This window comes from Enterococcus sp. DIV0187, assembly GCF_051713785.1.
Taxonomy (GTDB): Bacteria; Bacillota; Bacilli; order Lactobacillales; family Enterococcaceae; genus Enterococcus_A; species Enterococcus_A avium.
Genome location: NZ_JBIOQO010000002.1, coordinates 706,813 through 723,321, shown reverse-complemented (window position 1 = coordinate 723,321; position 16,509 = coordinate 706,813). Strand labels below are relative to the sequence as shown.

The window sequence follows — 16,509 nt, the reverse complement described above, 5'->3', positions numbered from 1 at the left end:
AAATTTAATACTTTTCCTATAACCAAAAAAAAGCACCTTGATCACAAGGTGCTTAAAGGGGATGCTAGTCAAATAAAACTAGCTAAGAAAGATTGAGAGAGGTCTTCCTCATATTCATATTTTAACAGATTTCTTTGCAATTTTGGTGATTTTACGAATTGTTTTTTTAACATTTTTAAATTTATTCTGAATGTTACTAAATATTTTTATTCCATGAAAGTATTCCCTTTTTTTAATTACATTAGAAATAAATTATAAAAATGACTTTTATCAATATATTTAACCGGTTTAGTTCTTATAAAAATATCCTTGAAGCATATTACTACAAGGATATTACTATTCTAGTTTGATATTATTTTCACAAGAAAGATGAAAAAAATTAGATTTTTACGTATTCTAGTTCAACACCAGCATTTCCATTTTTGGTAGCAACTCGATAAGCAGTAGATAAGGTCTCCATGGTGGTAGGATTCAAAGCTAACTTAACAAAAGTCGGTAAATCTAGTTTTTCAACGTCCACTTCTTTCTCCGTTACTAATGGCTGCATCATCTTAGCAAAGCCGCCCGTGATTGAAATATTTCTTTTCTCGCAACGAATAGCATCTCGCAGTTCCATTGGATTCGCGACTACTTTTTTCATACCCATCACTCCTTCTTTTTTCGATAATATCATAGAGAGTATCAGAAATCAATGGTTTTGTGAACAAAAGCACAAATAAGTGTAACGAGAATTTCTGTTATACTCTTAAAAAGGGAGTGAATCACTTGGATAAATATATGCAGCGTAAACAACGTGGATGGGCTGAAAATACTGAACTCTTTCCATATAAAGAGAAACAACTTGCAGAATTAATAGAGTTACTTCCCTCAAAAGAAGCCCACGAAAGGACTATCTCTGCAAAGCTTTTGCCAATAAATTGTGAGACAGTAAACTTTTTATTGCATTCTTTGATGAAGGAACCAGCCCTCTACACTCGATTAGCCATTACGGAAAAACTAGAAAGCGGCGATTCAATGACTGCTCAGCAAATGATTCCTTTTCTTGCCGAAATTGGAACAAATCAGCACCGTTTCCCAGTGGCTCCTTCAAAAAAGAAATCTTTTCCCTTGCCGCGAGATTTGATTGCTCGATCACTGGGACGTATGAAACCAGAGATTTTTCCAGTTCTTTTAAAAGCTGCAACACAGCTTCCAAATTCGAAGCTGCGGGAGTTGATTGATGCGATCGGTTATATGGCTTTTTATAATCCCAGTTTGGCAACTGTACAAAATTATCAATCTCTACTTGAAATTAGAAATTCATACAAATCAGACTTATTGATTCAGTGGAAATTTTTGATCTGCTTTTCAGCTTTTCCCCAAAGTAAAGCACTTTTAGTGGAGGAAGAACAATTTATTTCTGAGGCACAACGATCACTAATAATACTTAACACAAAAAGGGTTGAATAATCTATCAGCCCTTTTTAGATGTTTTAATTTGGTTGTTTAATTTGGATTATAAATCTATTTTTATCTCACGACCATGACATCGCAAGGAGCATTATTGACAACATAATCGGTGGTTGATCCGACAAGCATTCGTTCAAGTCTTCCCTTACCAGTAGCGCCAATATAGATCAGATCAATCTTATATACCTCAGGTAGTTCAAAATAAAGAGCCTTTTTAGGACTTCCCACACAAGTGATCATTTGTTTATTGTAATATTCAATTCCTGAAAACTCTTTTTCTAACAGTTTGAGTGCGGCTTTCTTCTCTTCTTCGATTATTTGGGCGATTGGCGTTGCACTGTTTAGTAGTAAGCCGCTGCTATTAATCACCTGTGTGATATACAAACGTGCGTTATTTCGACGTGCGGCTTCAACAGCTTCCATTCATGCTTGATGAGCCTGTGGTGACCCATCTACTGCAGCCAAAATATTGTAATAGCGTTCATTCATAAGCCTTTCCCCTTTTTATTCTAGTATAACAAGCGGGCAAGCATTTGTAAGCTCTTTTTCACCGTGACAAGCCTATAATACCAATGTTCCTCACAACGAAAAATTTTATTCACAGAACATTAAAAAACCACCTCAAAATGACTTGACGTGGTAAAAAATGACTAATTTTTTTCTAAATACAATGACTGCTGATCAGATTCCTCATAGACTTGCTTCATATCAGACCAATCAACTTCACGATTTTGATACCCATAAGGATCATTAACGTAAACAATTTTCTCCTTACGATCAAAGCCAGTAATAACGGCTGAATGGACTAATGGCGTGACATACATACTTCCTTGATCTGTCTCCCACAACAACCAGTCATTGTCCTTTGGCACTTGGAAGTCCACCGTCGCGACGATCCAGACTGGTGTACCGCCGGCTACGATAGCCATGATTTTATTGAATGATTTTTTGTTACTCGCGACTACACGATAATCATCCTCCACATATTCTTTAGCTAATTTTGCAATCGGCTCTACAGCTACACCCATCGCTTCATCTCCACCGGTAATGTCCCCTACGAATCCTAGATGGGGATTTCCATGATTACCAGATTCTGTATACAACGGCTGATAATCAAGTTCGTCTGCCAATTCATTTTTGTCTGTATCGTAACCGTAATACTGCAATAGCATCGAAAGAGCCGTAACCTCACAACCATTTTCCAAGGCAACATCATCAAACTGGCTCTCTAAGGGAACATCTAACACGATTTTATTTTTTTGTTGAGGTGTCACAATCCGTTCTGTCAGTTCATTCTTCCCTTGGGCAAAATAAATTCCTCCACTAACCACTGCTAGGAAAATTAGCAGAACCACGATTCTTTTTTTCTTCATTTCATCACCTAACATTAATAGTCCATCCGAAATTATACGGTTTATAATGAAAAGCAACAAAGAAAAGCCCTCGAAACAGCTAAATTTTAAGTTGTTTTAACCTTTCAATTAATAAAAATAAGGATTTGCTAGATACTTTTTTGACATTCATTTCTAAGACTGATATGTTGGATAAAATAATCTTTGGAGGATCTGACTATGAATGCCTTTACTTATCAAATTGATGATCATTTAGCTTTTGCCTTTCCTCAGCTAGAAGCTGCTGAAGAACTTTTAGCTTTGATTGAGTCTGATCGATCGCACATTGAAGCCTTTATTGATATCATGGCGGAAACGAAAACGATTGAGGATGAAAAGGACTTTATCAAATTGAAATTGCATGGATATGCGGATGGTACCGATTATCTTTTTTTCATTCTACAGGGCCAAAAGATTTGCGGCTGTATCGATATTCATAATATTGACCCCAAAATTGGGAAAGGCGAAATCGGTTACTGGCTGCACTCCTCTTTTACCAAACGCGGAATCATTTCAAAAAGCGTTAAAGCCCTTTGTTATTTGGCCTTTAATGATTTCGGAATGAATAAACTGTTAATTTGTGTCGATGTCGACAATGCTCCTAGCAATCGTATAGCCCAACGCTGCGGTTTTACCCTAACTAGTACTGAACCTCAAGATGCACTGCTTCATGGAAAATTGAGAGATATGAATCACTATACTTTATTGAAAAAACAATTTAAAAAAGGTTTTGACGAATAACTCCTTCGTCAAAACCTTTTTTTATCGTACGACCATCACATTACATGGAGCATGATTAACAATATATCCGCTAGTTGAACCAACTAGTAGACGTTGAAAGCGCCCCTTACCTGTTGCACCCACATAAATCAAATCAATACCATATTGCTTCGGCAATTCTTCTGTTAATGCTTTTTTGGGATTACCAATGTATTGAATAAGTTCCATGTTTTGATAGCGACCACGTTCCTTTAGTTTCTCTAGGTATTGTTTAGCTCGTTGAGATTCCTCTGCTAGGATATCCTCCATCGGCTGCGCGCTGCTCATTAAAATACTAGAATCATCAATCACCTGAACGACGTACAATTTAGCTTCATTTCGTCTTGCTGCACCGATCGCTTCAAAAAAAGCGCCCTCCGATTGATCAGATCCATCCACAGCAACCATAATATTCTTATATCTACTGATCATATTATCTGCTCCTTCAAACTAATGAATTTATTTTTTCCCTATACCATTCTTTTATTATCAAGACAACTAACGAATGACAGTCACGCTACATGGGGCATGGTTAACAACATAAGCTGCGGTGGAGCCAATTCGAGACAGACGAATTTCGCCTTTTCCGGTAGCACCAAGATAAATCATATCAATGTCATTGTCTTTTGCAAACTCAATAATTTTTTCTTTTGGACTGCCCAATTCAACAAATGGTTCCACATTCTCAAGTTCTTTACGCGCTGCGTCATGAACTTTTTTCAACATTTCTTTTTCAATTTGCTCTTTTTCCGCCGCATAGATTTTGCTAAAAGAAAAAGCGCTGGTGGAGAGTTCACTGTCATTAATGATTGAAATAACATTCAGTTTGGCATCGTGACGTTTGGCTGCTTCAACGGCTTCATCAAAAGCATGCTCTGAATGTTCAGATCCGTCGATCGCTACTAAAATATTTTTGTATTTACTCATCATTGTAACCGCCTCCTTTATTAAATTATAAAGGAAAATAAACGATCTGTGAAACGAAATCAACTTTTTACTTAGTATCTCCTTCGTTGAACTGCGTACAAAATTATCACTATTAGAAAGCTATCGACATAACTAACCATTTTACCCTCTTCAATCTTATTTACTTAAATAAATCATTTGTTTATACTATTCTGCTATTCTCTGAGCATTTTTCTTGTATCTTTTTCGACAATCCATTAAGGTTACAGTAGTTCATTTGTTTATCCGAGTTCCTTCCCAGGACTCCAGCCGTCGTTGCCCTGCGACGGCTCTTTTTGAGCAAAAAAATTGCCAAGAAAGCCTTTTCCTATTATAGTAAAAATTGGGTATTACCCATCCTTTATAGAATTTGTTTTTTTCACTTGTGGACCGTTGCCATCTTTGGCCGGTCTTTTTTTCGGTCCTCATTTTCTCAGTTTGACTACTTACGAGATACTATCTAGCTAGATCCTGAGCACGGTGAAGTTCAACTTCTTTCTTTACTGAAAAGGATTTTTTAAACGAAAATCACTTCTTTTTCTCCGGTCTTTGTGTGTTAAACTATGTACTGTGATACACAAGTACAAATGGAGGAACAGACATGTATAAAGCTAGTTTAAAAAATATCCTCACTCGAAAAGAAGAACGAACCATTGATCTTACACTACTTCCTAATGTAGGTGACACGTTGCAGCTAAGACAGCCTGACAAATTTTTGCTGGTTCATGGAATTACTCATATTATTGAAAACGAATCCATCGCATTCGAGATTTTCGTCGAACCGATTGATCGCACCTATTGGATGAATGAAATCTAACGAAAGCGAGGACTAACAATGATCGCACATAAGAGAGAGTTTCTCCATGTAGTTTAACCAAGTACAAATTACATGGAGGAATTACAATGAAAAACATTTATGATAATGAGAAATTTTTTAAAAGCTACAGTCAGATGACTCGCAGTCAACAAGGCTTGGATGGGGCTGGCGAATGGCAGACGTTAAAAAGATTGCTGCCTGATTTTAAGAAAAAGCGTGTATTGGACCTGGGTTGCGGTTATGGCTGGCATTGTCTTTACGCAGCAGAACACGGCGCAGCTTCAGTCATTGGTGTTGATATCTCCGAAAAAATGCTAGAGGTCGCACGCAAAAAAAATACCTTTGACAATATTTGCTATCTTCACGACAGCATTGATAAAATCACTTTTGAGCCGAATAGCTTTGATGTCATCATTAGCTCCCTAGCAATTCATTATATTGAAGATTTCGAGAAATTGGCGAAAAATGTGGCGGATTGGTTGGTTTCCGGCGGACAATTCATTTTTTCCGTTGAGCATCCGATTTTTACGGCAGAAGGTTCTCAAGACTGGATTTATGATGAAAATGGTACGATTGTACACTTTCCTGTCGATAATTATTTTTATGAAGGAAAGCGCAACGCGCATTTTCTCGGTAGTAATATCACGAAATATCATCGCACTTTAACCACCTATTTAGATGATTTGATGACGAATAACTTTCAAATTAAACGCATTGTCGAACCAATACCGCCTGAGAATATGCTGGATATCCCTGGAATGAAAGATGAAATGCGCCGACCCATGATGCTGATTGTGAAGGCGGAGAAAAACTAAAAACAAATCCCTGAAGATAATAAGTCTTCAGGGATTTTCTCTGTTGTGTCCATATTTATTCGTAGCATCATACAACCCACAAGCCATACCACCAGCAACAAGACCTCCGAGCGCCAATTCCCCTAGTGATTGATTGAAAAGAAGCCCCATCGTTACTCCTAACCCTGTGCCAAGAATTAATGACACTATTGGTAAATACCGTGTAGCTATTAATCTCGTCTGCTTCACACCCTCTGTTATGATCATCATGATCGGTGCAAAGCTCAACCCTGTCGCCAAAATATGTGTCAAAATCTCATCCATTTTCACCTATCCTTTCACGTATTCGATTGACAATTGTCTCGATTCTCTCAATTTGTTTAAGCGACTCTGTTAAATCGTCGATCGTGTTCAAGTAGCGCTCTTCACGTGCATTATTTTGCTTCATCACCCAAACTAATAGAAATACAAAAAGCACTGGAAATCCGATGCTTTCCGGGTTGTTAAGAACTGTTGAAATAAAGTTATCCATGCTTCATCGCTCCTTTAAAAATTAATCATCTATCTCCATCTAGACTTCAATTTCATTCAGAAGGGTTAAACTCTACAGAAATTTCTTTATTTCCTTATACGAACAACTTATAGCCGTCAAAGAGTAGGAAATCCACCTGTCAAAAAACCTCCAAACAATCAAAGCCCACGCTGTTAAATTCATCAAATATATTGCCTGTTCATCCCCCTCCATTTGATCTACTTACACTATATACGAACGTATGTTTGTTTTAGTGCCAAAAAAAAGACATCATATCCCTAGATGTTCGGCTAGTTCTTCAAAAAAAGCATCCCGTAAACGAATGACTTGCCGTTTACTTAAAAAAACTTGATCAGCTACCAAATCGAGATTAACCTTTCGATGATTCGTCATATAAAGCAATTTGATAATTTTTCTTGTCTCTTCCGTCGAATTTTCTAAACACAAAGAAATGATTCGCTGATTTCGCTCCAAGTTAATCAGTTGCCGATCAAGGGAAATTGAGATTAATAACTTCTTATCCTTGGTATCTGTATTGGCTCGTTGATGTGTCTTCTGATTATGCAAAAGCAGCTTTTCTTTTCTTTCCAAGTAATAGTCTTCCATCTTAGGATAATCTTGTAGGATGCCCTTCAAGTAATCTTTCTTCCATTTCTCCATCGTCTCTCCTCCTTAAAGTAACTAACGATCCCCACTGGTTACAGGGAACTTCGGACTAATTTTAATGGTACTTAGCTTAAAAACGTAGTTAACTATTTTTTCTAAATTAATGGTAATACATTTCGCGTACTTTGTAAATTTATTTATTCTATTTTATAGATAAATTAATACGAATCGTGTTATTATAGAGTGAAAGGGAGTGTGTCTATGTTTGCCCAACAATTGAAGAATTTAAGAAAAAAAACACCTGGTTTGACTCAGACTGATATGGCAAAAAAATTGGGAATTGCGAAAACGACCTACGCTTCTTATGAACAAGGAAAACGAACACCTGATATTGAAACACAAAATAAAATTGCGGACTTCTTTAACGTTTCGCTGGACTACTTGCATGGCCGAGAATCGAAGAACTCTTTTTCAGCAAAACAAATGACTGTCGCAGCTCATATTGACGATGAAGTGACCGAGGAACAGATGGAAGATATTTTGAATTACATCGATTTTATTAAGCAAAAGCACGTGAAGAAGGATTGAGCAGATGGATAAAGCAGAAAAACTTATGGCCAGTTTTCAGGGAATCAACTATATTTTCGATCCTTCCATGCCAGATGGACAAAAAGGATTGTACATTGACAAGCATGTCTACTTAAATCCTCGTCAAACCTCCGAAGAGCTGACAGATACGGTTGCCGAAGAAATTGCCCATTATTTAACTAGCTCAGGCGATCTAATAAGTCAGGATACGGCTGAGCAGCGAAAACAAGAACAACGAGCAAGGGATGTTGGTGCTACCTTGGTCGTCACTCCAGAAGATATTATTGCTTGCTACAAAGAGCGTTTTTCAAACGTATGGGAATGCGCGGAGTTTTTAGGAGTAAATAAGGAGTCCTTTGAGCATGCGGTCAAAGTCTATGCAAGAATGTATGAAAAGGGGTTATCCTATCAAAATTACCGCATCCTTTTTCGAGCAAATGGTACGATTGGAGTATTTGAATTTTTTGAATAAAAAATAAACGATCCTAGGCTAGGGTCGTTTATTTGAGCGATTTCAATTAACTATCTTCATGTCAGTAATCGTAATTAGTTCAAGGAAAAATCATTCATTTTTAAAAATCTGTTTTCGGATCAACTAAGCTATCGTAACTAATTACTGTTGTGAAATCATTCAGATCCTCTGTTTCGCTTTTTATGATTTGAACAATTGCCGAGTTATTCAACTTATTTTTTACAATGCCTCGTTGTGTTTCTTTTTTATATTCGAAAAATACCTCTTGGCCTACCGAGAAGCGCTCCCCTAAAAAAGAGGGCTTTGGAGATTTAAATCCATAAGTGCTTGCCATGTGAACATCCTCCTTCAAATATTAAAAAAAGAAGATCGTTTCCGATCTTCTTAGTCATCCGTAATTAAACAAATTTTAGTCTTTTACAATGTTTGAAGCTTGTAAGCCGCGTTGGCCTTCTTCAACATCAAAAGTCACTGCTTGGCCTTCATCCAAAGATTTAAAACCTTCACCTTGAATAGCTGAGAAATGAGCAAACACATCGTTGCCATCTTCACCAGTGATAAAACCAAAACCTTTTTCTGCATTAAACCATTTTACTGTACCTTTATTCATGTAAAGTACCTCCAATTACACATCAAACGTGTTTATTTGTAATAAAAAATGACGTGTAATAAAAAAGTATCTTAATAAATATAGATAACCAACTAGTCACATATCAAAGTATTACTTAGTTACCTTACCACGTATGGAGAGTAAAAGCAAACTTAATATGAACATTTACCAACTATAACATCTAAAATATTAAGTTTTCAGTTTTTTTCTTAATAGATCTGGACATGAGGTTATTTATCTTGACTTATTAAGATAAGCCTAACGCATTCAATTTCTATTTAAATAAATTTAGAAATAGCAGAAAACACGAACAATAACTTTTGAAGCTAAACAGTCATTTAAAATAAAAAATATTAAACGTATTTCGTTCTACATTCTTTCTTATTGTCTTATTTTTCCAATATTGTGCATTACACGAGAAAATATACTAAGTTAATCTATAGCGCCTGAACCACAATTTCTACCACATCTCCAATATCCTTTCCTATCTCCTTGCGAATATCTTTTCGAATTCCTAAAATATAGCAAATACTACCATCCTCATTTTTTACCCCCATATTCACAATACTTCCATCATAGTCAACACCATCAAACGTCGCACGTACCTTGACACGGCCTTTACCAAATTCTTCCCGAACATCATAGGGAAAGATTACGTAAGCACCGCCTTTTCCTACTTCTGATGCATAGATTTTAGAATCAAACTTGTATTCCTTCATTTCTAAACTCCTCTTTCTTAGGTTTTGAAAATTTCTATTATAAACTTCTAAAATATAAAAAAGTCCGGCAAACACTGCTGAGATTGGCGTCAAATCAGTGTTTGTCAGACATAATAGTTTAATTGGCGGGAATGTGTAGGAATCGAACCTACCCAAGAAGCTCCTAACTCCTCATACTGGTTTTGAAGACCAGAGGGAACACCAGAACCCATCCACTCCCGAAACAAAATAATCATACCACTCCTTCAAGTTGGAATCAATAACAAAATGAAAAGAAAAAAAGAAAGAATTCACCTTATCTTAAATGCTTCTTTCTTTTTAAAAATTACTAAATTATTGGATTCAAAGTAGGATGATCTTTTCCTCAAAATCTTATTGATCGACGGAAAATTCACTTATTTCTTTATTTAAGAAATAAGAAATCATCGTTCGGATCAGCACGATCATCGCTAACTTGATAATATCCTGAAAGGTGGGATTGATGATTGATTCAATAATGTCTGCAACAATCAAAAATTCCAGGCTCAGCAAAATATAACTGCCTAAATAGGCTTTAATACACTTGTTTTTGTGCAACACAGAAGAATAATCCTGCTCACTTCTCGATTGGATTAATTTAACAAAGGAAAAAATTGCCCCATATAAAATGATAAAAATCGAGATGGCATCCAGTGCCAAAACGATGGGATGAAAAATAAGCTGAAGTATCTGTTCAAAATTTTCCATAATAATCCTGCCCTTTAAACTTTATATCTTTATTTTAATCTGAAATAGATCACGAAGCAATCGGATTTTCTGTTGAATAATTTAGACTTTCTCAGCTCTATTTAAGTAGCGCGTAAGTTTCGCTGCTTATGGTAAGGACATTATTGATTCGAAAGGATGATTCTTATGATGAACTCGTTAAAGAAAAATACGGCAAACCTTTTGAAAGATACGTTTTATGACTTAACGGTGTTGCTTATTTCCCATTTGCTTTATCAAATTATCACTCAGTTAATGAACTAAATGGCGGGAATGTGTAGGAATTGAACCACCTAATACAATCCTTCTTTTTCCGAATAAACGGTGTTCCAGAAGTAGCTTCTTCGGAAATAAGCCGAAATTTCACAAAAATTTGAGAAACAATTTTCGGAAATTTCTTCTTATTTCTTGAAGCTGACCACTTCTGTCACAACCTCTACGTGTACTATTGAATTGGCGGATACAATGCAGCTGTTGTCTTGTTGCCATTTTTTGAAAAAAGACTGGTTGATTGATTGCCTTTTTCCTTTTCGATTGCCGTATTTTTCTTATCAAGATCATGATAATCGTATTTCTGCGGATCAATTGGTGTGAAGCCTTCTGGCGTGTAAAAACGTAAGAGATTTTCTTGGTTCAGCTTATCAGATAGACTCAATGCTTGTTTGACCTGTTTTTGTTCCTTATCAATCTCTGATGCGATACCTAAAGCTTTCACATCAACCTTTTCACCCATTTTATTCTCGTAGGTCTCGCCCCCTAATTCGGTATAATTTGGTGTAATAAAGTCGCCGTTACGGAAGGCAACTGTTTGATCATGTTTTTGTGAAAATAGGTCTGTACCGAATTGAATATATTTCTGACTATCGATGCCCATTAAGTGTAACAATGTAGGTAAGACATCAATCTCACCACCATATTGATGTTGAATCCCACCATTTGTATAGCCAGGAATATGGAACATCAATGGTACACGCTGCATTTGAGCGTCATCGAATTTGTCCCAAGTCGTTGGATCTTTTCCTAATGCTTTGGCCAAATCTTTGTTGTTGCTGTCGGAGATACCGAAATGGTCCCCATAAATCATAAAGATCGAGTTTTGATAAACACCGGAAGCTTTAAGATAATCAAAAAATTGACGCAGCGATTCATCCAAATAATGCGCGGTTCGGACATAATCATCCACCGTGCTATTGCCTGTTTTTAAGGCAGGAAAATTAAAATTCTTATCGTCAGTCAAATAAGGGGTATGATTGGTTACCGTCAAGAATTTCGTATAGAATGGTTGCTGCAAATGCTCTAAATGACCAACCGTTTCCTTCAACATATCCTTATCTAAAATTCCGTAGCCTAAGTTTTCATCAGCTTGGTTAAAGTAAGAGCGATCAAAGAAGTTTTGATAGCCGAGATTCTTGTATACGTGATCGCGATTCCAGAAGCTGCCGACATTTCCGTGGAAAACAGCGCTTGTATAGCCCGCTTCCTGATTCAAAATTGCCGGAGCGGCTTGGAATGTATTGTCAGATCCTAATTGAGTAAATAAAGAGCCTTGAGACAATCCGAAGGTGCCTGTTTCCAGCATATTTTCTGCATCGCTGGTTTTCCCTTGACCGACCTCATGGAAGAAATTGTCGAAGGCTAATGTTTGCTTATTGTCATTTTCCAGACTATTTAAGAATGGGGTGACCTCTTGTCCATCCACTTTCATATTAATCAAAAATTGTTGGAAGCTTTCCAAGTGGATCACGATAATATTTTTGCCTTTTGCGATACCGTATTTACTTGGATCGGGCGCTGCATAATGACTCTTCGTATATTTTAGAATGTCTGTTAACCCATTACTTGAAGCGTGAGCCCGCACGCTGTTGGTCTGCTCAGTCTTAATCCCATCATAAACAGTAAAGGCATCCAGCCCTAAATATTTAACGATATAAGAACGGTCAAAGGTCCGCTGCAGTAATTGTGGGCGGTTTGCCTCGCTTAAGGATAAGTTGATTGAGAAGGTCAATGCTGCTAGACAGCTAACTGCCACTGCAAATGTTTTTTTGATCGGCTTGCTGGCAATTTCTTTGTGTTTAGCAAAGAGATAGATCATAATGCCTAAAAATATGATTAAGTCCAGCCAATAAAAAATATCATGCACTTTCATTAAGGCAAAGGAGCTGCCTGAGATTCCTTGTGAAACTTTAGAAAAACCAAGAATTGATTTGATCGTAACAAAATCAGTAAACTCGCGATAAAAAATCACATTCAAGTATAAGATCAAGGTATTTAACAGATCCATTAAAAACAACACAATCAAGGCTGGCTTAAATTTTTTTACGTAAAGGAAAACGCCGAATAAAAGTAAGGTTGTGGCAATTGGATTGATCCACAAAATGAAGGTCTGAATGGAGCCTTCCACCCCTAATGAAAAATCTACGTAATAGGCTAAGATTGTTTTCGCCCAAAATAGCAGACTGACTGTCAGTAGGATCAGCCAACGATTGCTAAAAGCTTTTTTTACCCGGTTCATCCGGATCACTTCTTTCTCTATTAAATTGTCCGTTACTACTATAGAGCAGAATATAAAAAAATGCATATTTTTCTGCATAGAAGGTGCAATCTTATTTTTTTACTCAAATAGCGGATTTTCCTTTAAAATTTAAGGAAAGACCTGCGAATTTTATCGCTTTTTCAGGTCAAATGAAAATTTCCTAAGACATAAAATTTTCACATTCTTAATAATTATCCATAAAATAACAAAAGCACCCTCCAGCGGCTAACTGGAAGGTGCTTTTTAGGCTTCGCGTTTCATGACAATCCCAGTATATATCCAAATGGTTAAGACATAATAGATAAAGTATAAAACAAAGAAGATCAAAAATGGCAGCCAAATATTACTGTAAGGTTCAGTTAAAAGTGTAGTGAACAGTTGCAGTCCAAACAAGACATGCATGACTCCTAATAGACCTGGGACCAAGAATAAAATACCGATCTCTTTGCGAATTGATTGCTTCAACAGTTGACGGCGTGCCCCGATTTTTTCCAACATGCTGTAGCGTTGGATATCACTTTTTGCACCAGATAAAATTTTAAACATCAAACAGCTGGCTAACATGGTTAGAAAGGCAATTCCCAAGAAGAAGCCCATAAATTCAAAGCCTGAGAACAGCGCATTGTATAGCTCATAAACCAGAGCCTTTTGATTCATGCCTGCTGAATTTTTATCCAACGTCGGATTTTTATGGAAATTTTCTTCGGCTAAATTTTTCAAAGCATCCTTATCTTTGGCAAAATCAGCCACTGTAATCAACCGTATCTCCGTTGTGTTACCAGGTAATACTGAGAATGCTTCACTAGATAAAAATTGATGCTTCTTCGCACTTTGCTCTGGTAGTTCCAACGATCTTAATTGATCCGAAGCTGTTAGATCATTTGCTAGTTGTTCCCCTGTATAGCGCACTTCTTTCGTTTGACGGCTAGCCGTAAACTCCTTGACCTTCAAAGGGGCTTGATCAAATTGTGAACGATTATAATAAACGGTCTCATTATCCTCTTTTTGTTGATAAACAGCATCAGAAGTTGGAGTGATTTTATCAAGCTCAGTGTCACTAAAGCTTTGTCCATTGTTTAATACTAAGTCATAAGCAGAAGTTGCTTCAGTCATTTTCATGATTTCATTATGGAAGCCTAATCCAACAGTAATGGCGCCGAGAGCTAGTGCAAAAAGCATCGCCACCATCGATAGAATTCGCGTATAATCTTGAATACGGAAGCTTAATTGCGACAACGTAAAATTATTCAGCTTCTTCAAAGCGATGCTGTCACGTCGTTTCAGTAAATCCAGTACGAAAATCAAAATTGAATGAAAAACAAAATACGTACCTAAAATAATGGTAATCAAGGCAATAATCAAGGCCAGAAAAGCCAGCTTCATTAACTGCGTCATCATGAAATAGCCGATTCCTAGGAAAATGATTCCTGCCAGAACCTCCAATACTAACGTAAAAAGCTTACGATTAGCAGGTAGAGGCGTTTCACTAGCTTTTAGCAAATTCAAGATTGGCTTTTTCACAATCGTCATGGCATTTACGAATGCTGCCAATAAGAAAATCACGGTGAAAAAAATCAATGTAAATAGCACGGCTGAAGAATTTACAGCGGTGAAATGAGTAATTTTAATGTCTAATTGTTTGACCAACAATTGCTGCACAACGCCGCTTAATCCAACACCAAGCAAAGTGCCGACAACAGTCGCGCCAACACCTACCACAAAAGTTTCAATAAAAATCAACTGTGCGATTTTACGGCCTTTTGCTCCTAACATCATAAACATCGCGTAATCTTTTTGACGCATCGTCATCAGAAAGGAGTTGGCGTATAAAATGTAGACGAAGGTAATAATTGAAAGTAGGACGGTTCCTAAATGAAAGATCATTACTACCGATGAGATCATTGAATTACTTTCCAAAAAGGTCTTATTCGTTGCTAGACCCTCAAACATATAAAAGATTCCTGAGGCTACTACAAGTCCTGAAAATAAGACTACATAGTCACGCAAGCGTCCTTTGATTCCAGCAAGTGATAATTTTAAAAGCATCGAATGACCTCCTACTGTTCCAAATTACCGAGAATGCTTAAAATTTGACGATAAAAAGCTTCTCGAGTTTGGTTTTCTCTTTTTACTTCTTGATAGATCACGCCGTCTTTAATGAACAAGATCCGTTGACAATAACTAGCAGAAAACGGATCATGTGTTACCAATAAAATCGATACTTGGTCCCTTTGATTCAATTCCTCCATCGTGTCTAACAGATCCCTTGCACTGTTAGAATCCAACGCACCTGTTGGTTCATCTCCCAAAAGAATAGTTGGCTGGGTAATCAAGGCGCGCGCTGCAGCGACCCGTTGCTTTTGACCACCAGAGATTTGGGCCGGATAGCTATTTAAAATACCATCGATTGATAAACGTTTTGCCACTTCAGCTACTCGCCGATGGATGACTTTGCTCTTAGCCCCTTGTAAGGATAATGGAACTGCGATATTTTCTGCTGCTGTTAAATTTTCCAACAAATTGAAATCTTGGAAAATAAAACCAATCTCGCGACTACGGAAATCGGCTAATTGATTGCCCGATAATTTGGTTACATCCGCCTGATTAATCTGAATTTTGCCGTCAGTTGGTTTATCCAATGTTGCTAATAAATTTAATAAGGTTGATTTACCAGAGCCAGATGCTCCCATGATTCCGACGAATTCACCCTTTTCTACTTCAAATGAAATACCTTTCAAGGCCTGAGTTTTTTTCTGATTGCCTTTTCCGTAGGTTTTCTTTACCTCATTTACTGATACGATTTTTTCCATACTTCCACTCCTCGTAATTAAACTAAGAGGGTCATTTTTGATGACCCGTCTGCTTCCTCAATGCAACAGTCAAGGTTAAATTAAACACCTAATTTATCCGCTGCTTTTTTAGGTAGATCTTTTTGTTGGACTTCTTCATAGGAAGTCACCCCTTTTTTCTTGTTCCAGGTAACTTTAAGAAACGCTTCCCGACGCAGCGGACGGTCTTTATTTGCATTAAAATCTAACTCTTTTTTGTTTCCATCCTTGTCATAGCCTGGCAACGAGTATTTGTAATCAACGTAATTATTGCCGCTGTCATCTTTTTCTTCCACTCGTTGACCATCTGTTGTGATCTGAACGAAATACTCATCTCCACTTTTGACGACTTTATCTGCTATTTGTAAGCCTACAAAGGCGATAACAATTAAACTAACTAAACCGATTAAAAATTTTTTCATAACTGATTGCTCCTTTTTGATTTCTAGAGCAACTATACAAAAATTCTGAAAATCCAACCATTGAAACCTACTAAAAACACCTAACATTTTTGTCATTTTGAAGATTTTTCGCCGACAAAAAGCTTCCCTCAACTTTTTTGATACCAGCTTTTCATCCCAACTAACCAAATTTTGTTCCCCTTATTGATGGTCAGCGTCAAATCTTTAAAAACAGGTATTATACTAAACTTTTTCGTAATATTATTTACTTGAAACAGCATTTTATTATTTTGAAATTCCAAAAAAAGGATTTTACCGCAT

General features: G+C 36.9%; 22 protein-coding genes and 1 tRNA gene. 6 read left to right on the top strand and 17 right to left on the bottom strand.

Annotation, left to right across the window (positions count from 1 at the left end; genetic code table 11):
• Window positions 1-379 precede the first annotated feature (379 nt).
• On the bottom strand, window positions 380-640 hold the full coding sequence (locus IGI52_RS23485) for a hypothetical protein (RefSeq protein ID WP_154059663.1): 261 nt from the start codon (window positions 638-640) through the stop codon (window positions 380-382).
• 125 nt (window positions 641-765) lie between these two features.
• On the opposite strand from IGI52_RS23485, the gene IGI52_RS23480 reads away from it, so the two are divergent.
• Window positions 766-1,449: a hypothetical protein gene (locus IGI52_RS23480; RefSeq protein WP_438782529.1), complete on the top strand. Its 684-nt coding sequence runs from the start codon at window positions 766-768 to the stop codon at window positions 1,447-1,449.
• A 60-nt stretch (window positions 1,450-1,509) separates the two neighbouring features.
• Here the strand turns inward: IGI52_RS23480 and IGI52_RS23475 are convergent, their stop codons facing one another.
• On the bottom strand, window positions 1,510-1,872 hold the full coding sequence (locus IGI52_RS23475) for a universal stress protein (protein ID WP_438782528.1): 363 nt from the start codon (window positions 1,870-1,872) through the stop codon (window positions 1,510-1,512).
• Window positions 1,873-2,099: 227 nt separating this feature from the next.
• Entirely contained in the window at window positions 2,100-2,822 is a 723-nt protein-coding gene (locus IGI52_RS23470; protein WP_347005616.1) for a C39 family peptidase, read from the bottom strand.
• A gap of 198 nt (window positions 2,823-3,020) precedes the next feature.
• On the opposite strand from IGI52_RS23470, the gene IGI52_RS23465 reads away from it, so the two are divergent.
• Window positions 3,021-3,581: a GNAT family N-acetyltransferase gene (locus IGI52_RS23465; RefSeq protein WP_438782527.1), complete on the top strand. Its 561-nt coding sequence runs from the start codon at window positions 3,021-3,023 to the stop codon at window positions 3,579-3,581.
• Between the two features lie 21 nt (window positions 3,582-3,602).
• Here the strand turns inward: IGI52_RS23465 and IGI52_RS23460 are convergent, their stop codons facing one another.
• Both IGI52_RS23460 and IGI52_RS23455 read right to left on the bottom strand, forming a co-directional pair.
• Complete coding sequence (locus IGI52_RS23460; RefSeq protein ID WP_016178869.1) at window positions 3,603-4,031, bottom strand: universal stress protein; 429 nt, start codon at window positions 4,029-4,031, stop codon at window positions 3,603-3,605.
• A 66-nt stretch (window positions 4,032-4,097) separates the two neighbouring features.
• Window positions 4,098-4,529 carry a universal stress protein gene (locus IGI52_RS23455; RefSeq protein ID WP_016178870.1) on the bottom strand — a complete coding sequence of 144 codons (432 nt, stop codon included), beginning with the start codon at window positions 4,527-4,529 and terminating at the stop codon, window positions 4,098-4,100.
• A 616-nt stretch (window positions 4,530-5,145) separates the two neighbouring features.
• Here IGI52_RS23455 and IGI52_RS23450 point away from each other — a divergent pair.
• Window positions 5,146-5,361 (top strand): hypothetical protein, encoded by a 216-nt coding sequence (locus IGI52_RS23450; protein ID WP_016178871.1) that lies wholly within the window; start codon window positions 5,146-5,148, stop codon window positions 5,359-5,361.
• Window positions 5,362-5,447: 86 nt separating this feature from the next.
• Window positions 5,448-6,176, top strand: coding sequence for a class I SAM-dependent methyltransferase (locus IGI52_RS23445; protein WP_438782526.1), 729 nt, complete (start codon window positions 5,448-5,450; stop codon window positions 6,174-6,176).
• A gap of 27 nt (window positions 6,177-6,203) precedes the next feature.
• On the opposite strand, the gene IGI52_RS23440 is transcribed toward IGI52_RS23445, so the two are convergent.
• The 3 genes from IGI52_RS23440 to IGI52_RS23430 form a co-directional block, all read right to left on the bottom strand.
• Window positions 6,204-6,479, bottom strand: a complete 276-nt coding sequence (locus IGI52_RS23440; protein ID WP_102866311.1) for a holin — start codon at window positions 6,477-6,479, stop codon at window positions 6,204-6,206.
• On the bottom strand, window positions 6,472-6,687 hold the full coding sequence (locus IGI52_RS23435; protein ID WP_016178874.1) for a BhlA/UviB family holin-like peptide: 216 nt from the start codon (window positions 6,685-6,687) through the stop codon (window positions 6,472-6,474). Before IGI52_RS23435 ends, IGI52_RS23440 begins: the two co-directional genes overlap by 8 nt.
• Window positions 6,688-6,957: 270 nt before the next feature.
• On the bottom strand, window positions 6,958-7,347 hold the full coding sequence (locus IGI52_RS23430; protein WP_016178875.1) for a hypothetical protein: 390 nt from the start codon (window positions 7,345-7,347) through the stop codon (window positions 6,958-6,960).
• 207 nt (window positions 7,348-7,554) lie between these two features.
• Between IGI52_RS23430 and IGI52_RS23425 the strand changes: the two genes are divergently transcribed.
• Both IGI52_RS23425 and IGI52_RS23420 read left to right on the top strand, forming a co-directional pair.
• A complete protein-coding gene (locus IGI52_RS23425; RefSeq protein WP_438782525.1) occupies window positions 7,555-7,881 on the top strand; it encodes a helix-turn-helix domain-containing protein in 327 nt (108 codons plus the stop codon).
• Window positions 7,882-7,885: 4 nt separating this feature from the next.
• The gene (locus IGI52_RS23420; RefSeq protein WP_049219684.1) at window positions 7,886-8,353 is read left to right on the top strand and encodes an ImmA/IrrE family metallo-endopeptidase; all 468 of its coding nucleotides are present in this window, start codon (window positions 7,886-7,888) and stop codon (window positions 8,351-8,353) included.
• A gap of 100 nt (window positions 8,354-8,453) precedes the next feature.
• Here IGI52_RS23420 and IGI52_RS23415 read toward each other — a convergent pair whose 3' ends face one another.
• The 9 genes from IGI52_RS23415 to IGI52_RS23375 form a co-directional block, all read right to left on the bottom strand.
• Window positions 8,454-8,687, bottom strand: coding sequence for a hypothetical protein (locus IGI52_RS23415; protein WP_048721315.1), 234 nt, complete (start codon window positions 8,685-8,687; stop codon window positions 8,454-8,456).
• A 75-nt stretch (window positions 8,688-8,762) separates the two neighbouring features.
• A complete protein-coding gene (locus tag IGI52_RS23410) occupies window positions 8,763-8,963 on the bottom strand; it encodes a cold-shock protein (RefSeq protein ID WP_016178879.1) in 201 nt (66 codons plus the stop codon).
• A gap of 437 nt (window positions 8,964-9,400) precedes the next feature.
• Window positions 9,401-9,682 (bottom strand): DUF1905 domain-containing protein, encoded by a 282-nt coding sequence (locus IGI52_RS23405; protein ID WP_016178880.1) that lies wholly within the window; start codon window positions 9,680-9,682, stop codon window positions 9,401-9,403.
• 123 nt (window positions 9,683-9,805) lie between these two features.
• Window positions 9,806-9,902 (bottom strand) — tRNA-Sec (locus IGI52_RS23400).
• 152 nt (window positions 9,903-10,054) lie between these two features.
• Complete coding sequence (locus tag IGI52_RS23395; protein WP_016178881.1) at window positions 10,055-10,408, bottom strand: DUF1622 domain-containing protein; 354 nt, start codon at window positions 10,406-10,408, stop codon at window positions 10,055-10,057.
• A 463-nt stretch (window positions 10,409-10,871) separates the two neighbouring features.
• Window positions 10,872-12,938: an LTA synthase family protein gene (locus tag IGI52_RS23390; protein ID WP_438782524.1), complete on the bottom strand. Its 2,067-nt coding sequence runs from the start codon at window positions 12,936-12,938 to the stop codon at window positions 10,872-10,874.
• 264 nt (window positions 12,939-13,202) lie between these two features.
• Window positions 13,203-15,005: an FtsX-like permease family protein gene (locus IGI52_RS23385; protein WP_438782523.1), complete on the bottom strand. Its 1,803-nt coding sequence runs from the start codon at window positions 15,003-15,005 to the stop codon at window positions 13,203-13,205.
• A gap of 11 nt (window positions 15,006-15,016) precedes the next feature.
• Window positions 15,017-15,769, bottom strand: coding sequence for an ABC transporter ATP-binding protein (locus IGI52_RS23380; RefSeq protein ID WP_016178884.1), 753 nt, complete (start codon window positions 15,767-15,769; stop codon window positions 15,017-15,019).
• Window positions 15,770-15,849: 80 nt separating this feature from the next.
• Window positions 15,850-16,209 (bottom strand): YxeA family protein, encoded by a 360-nt coding sequence (locus IGI52_RS23375; protein WP_242326788.1) that lies wholly within the window; start codon window positions 16,207-16,209, stop codon window positions 15,850-15,852.
• Window positions 16,210-16,509: the final 300 nt, after the last annotated feature.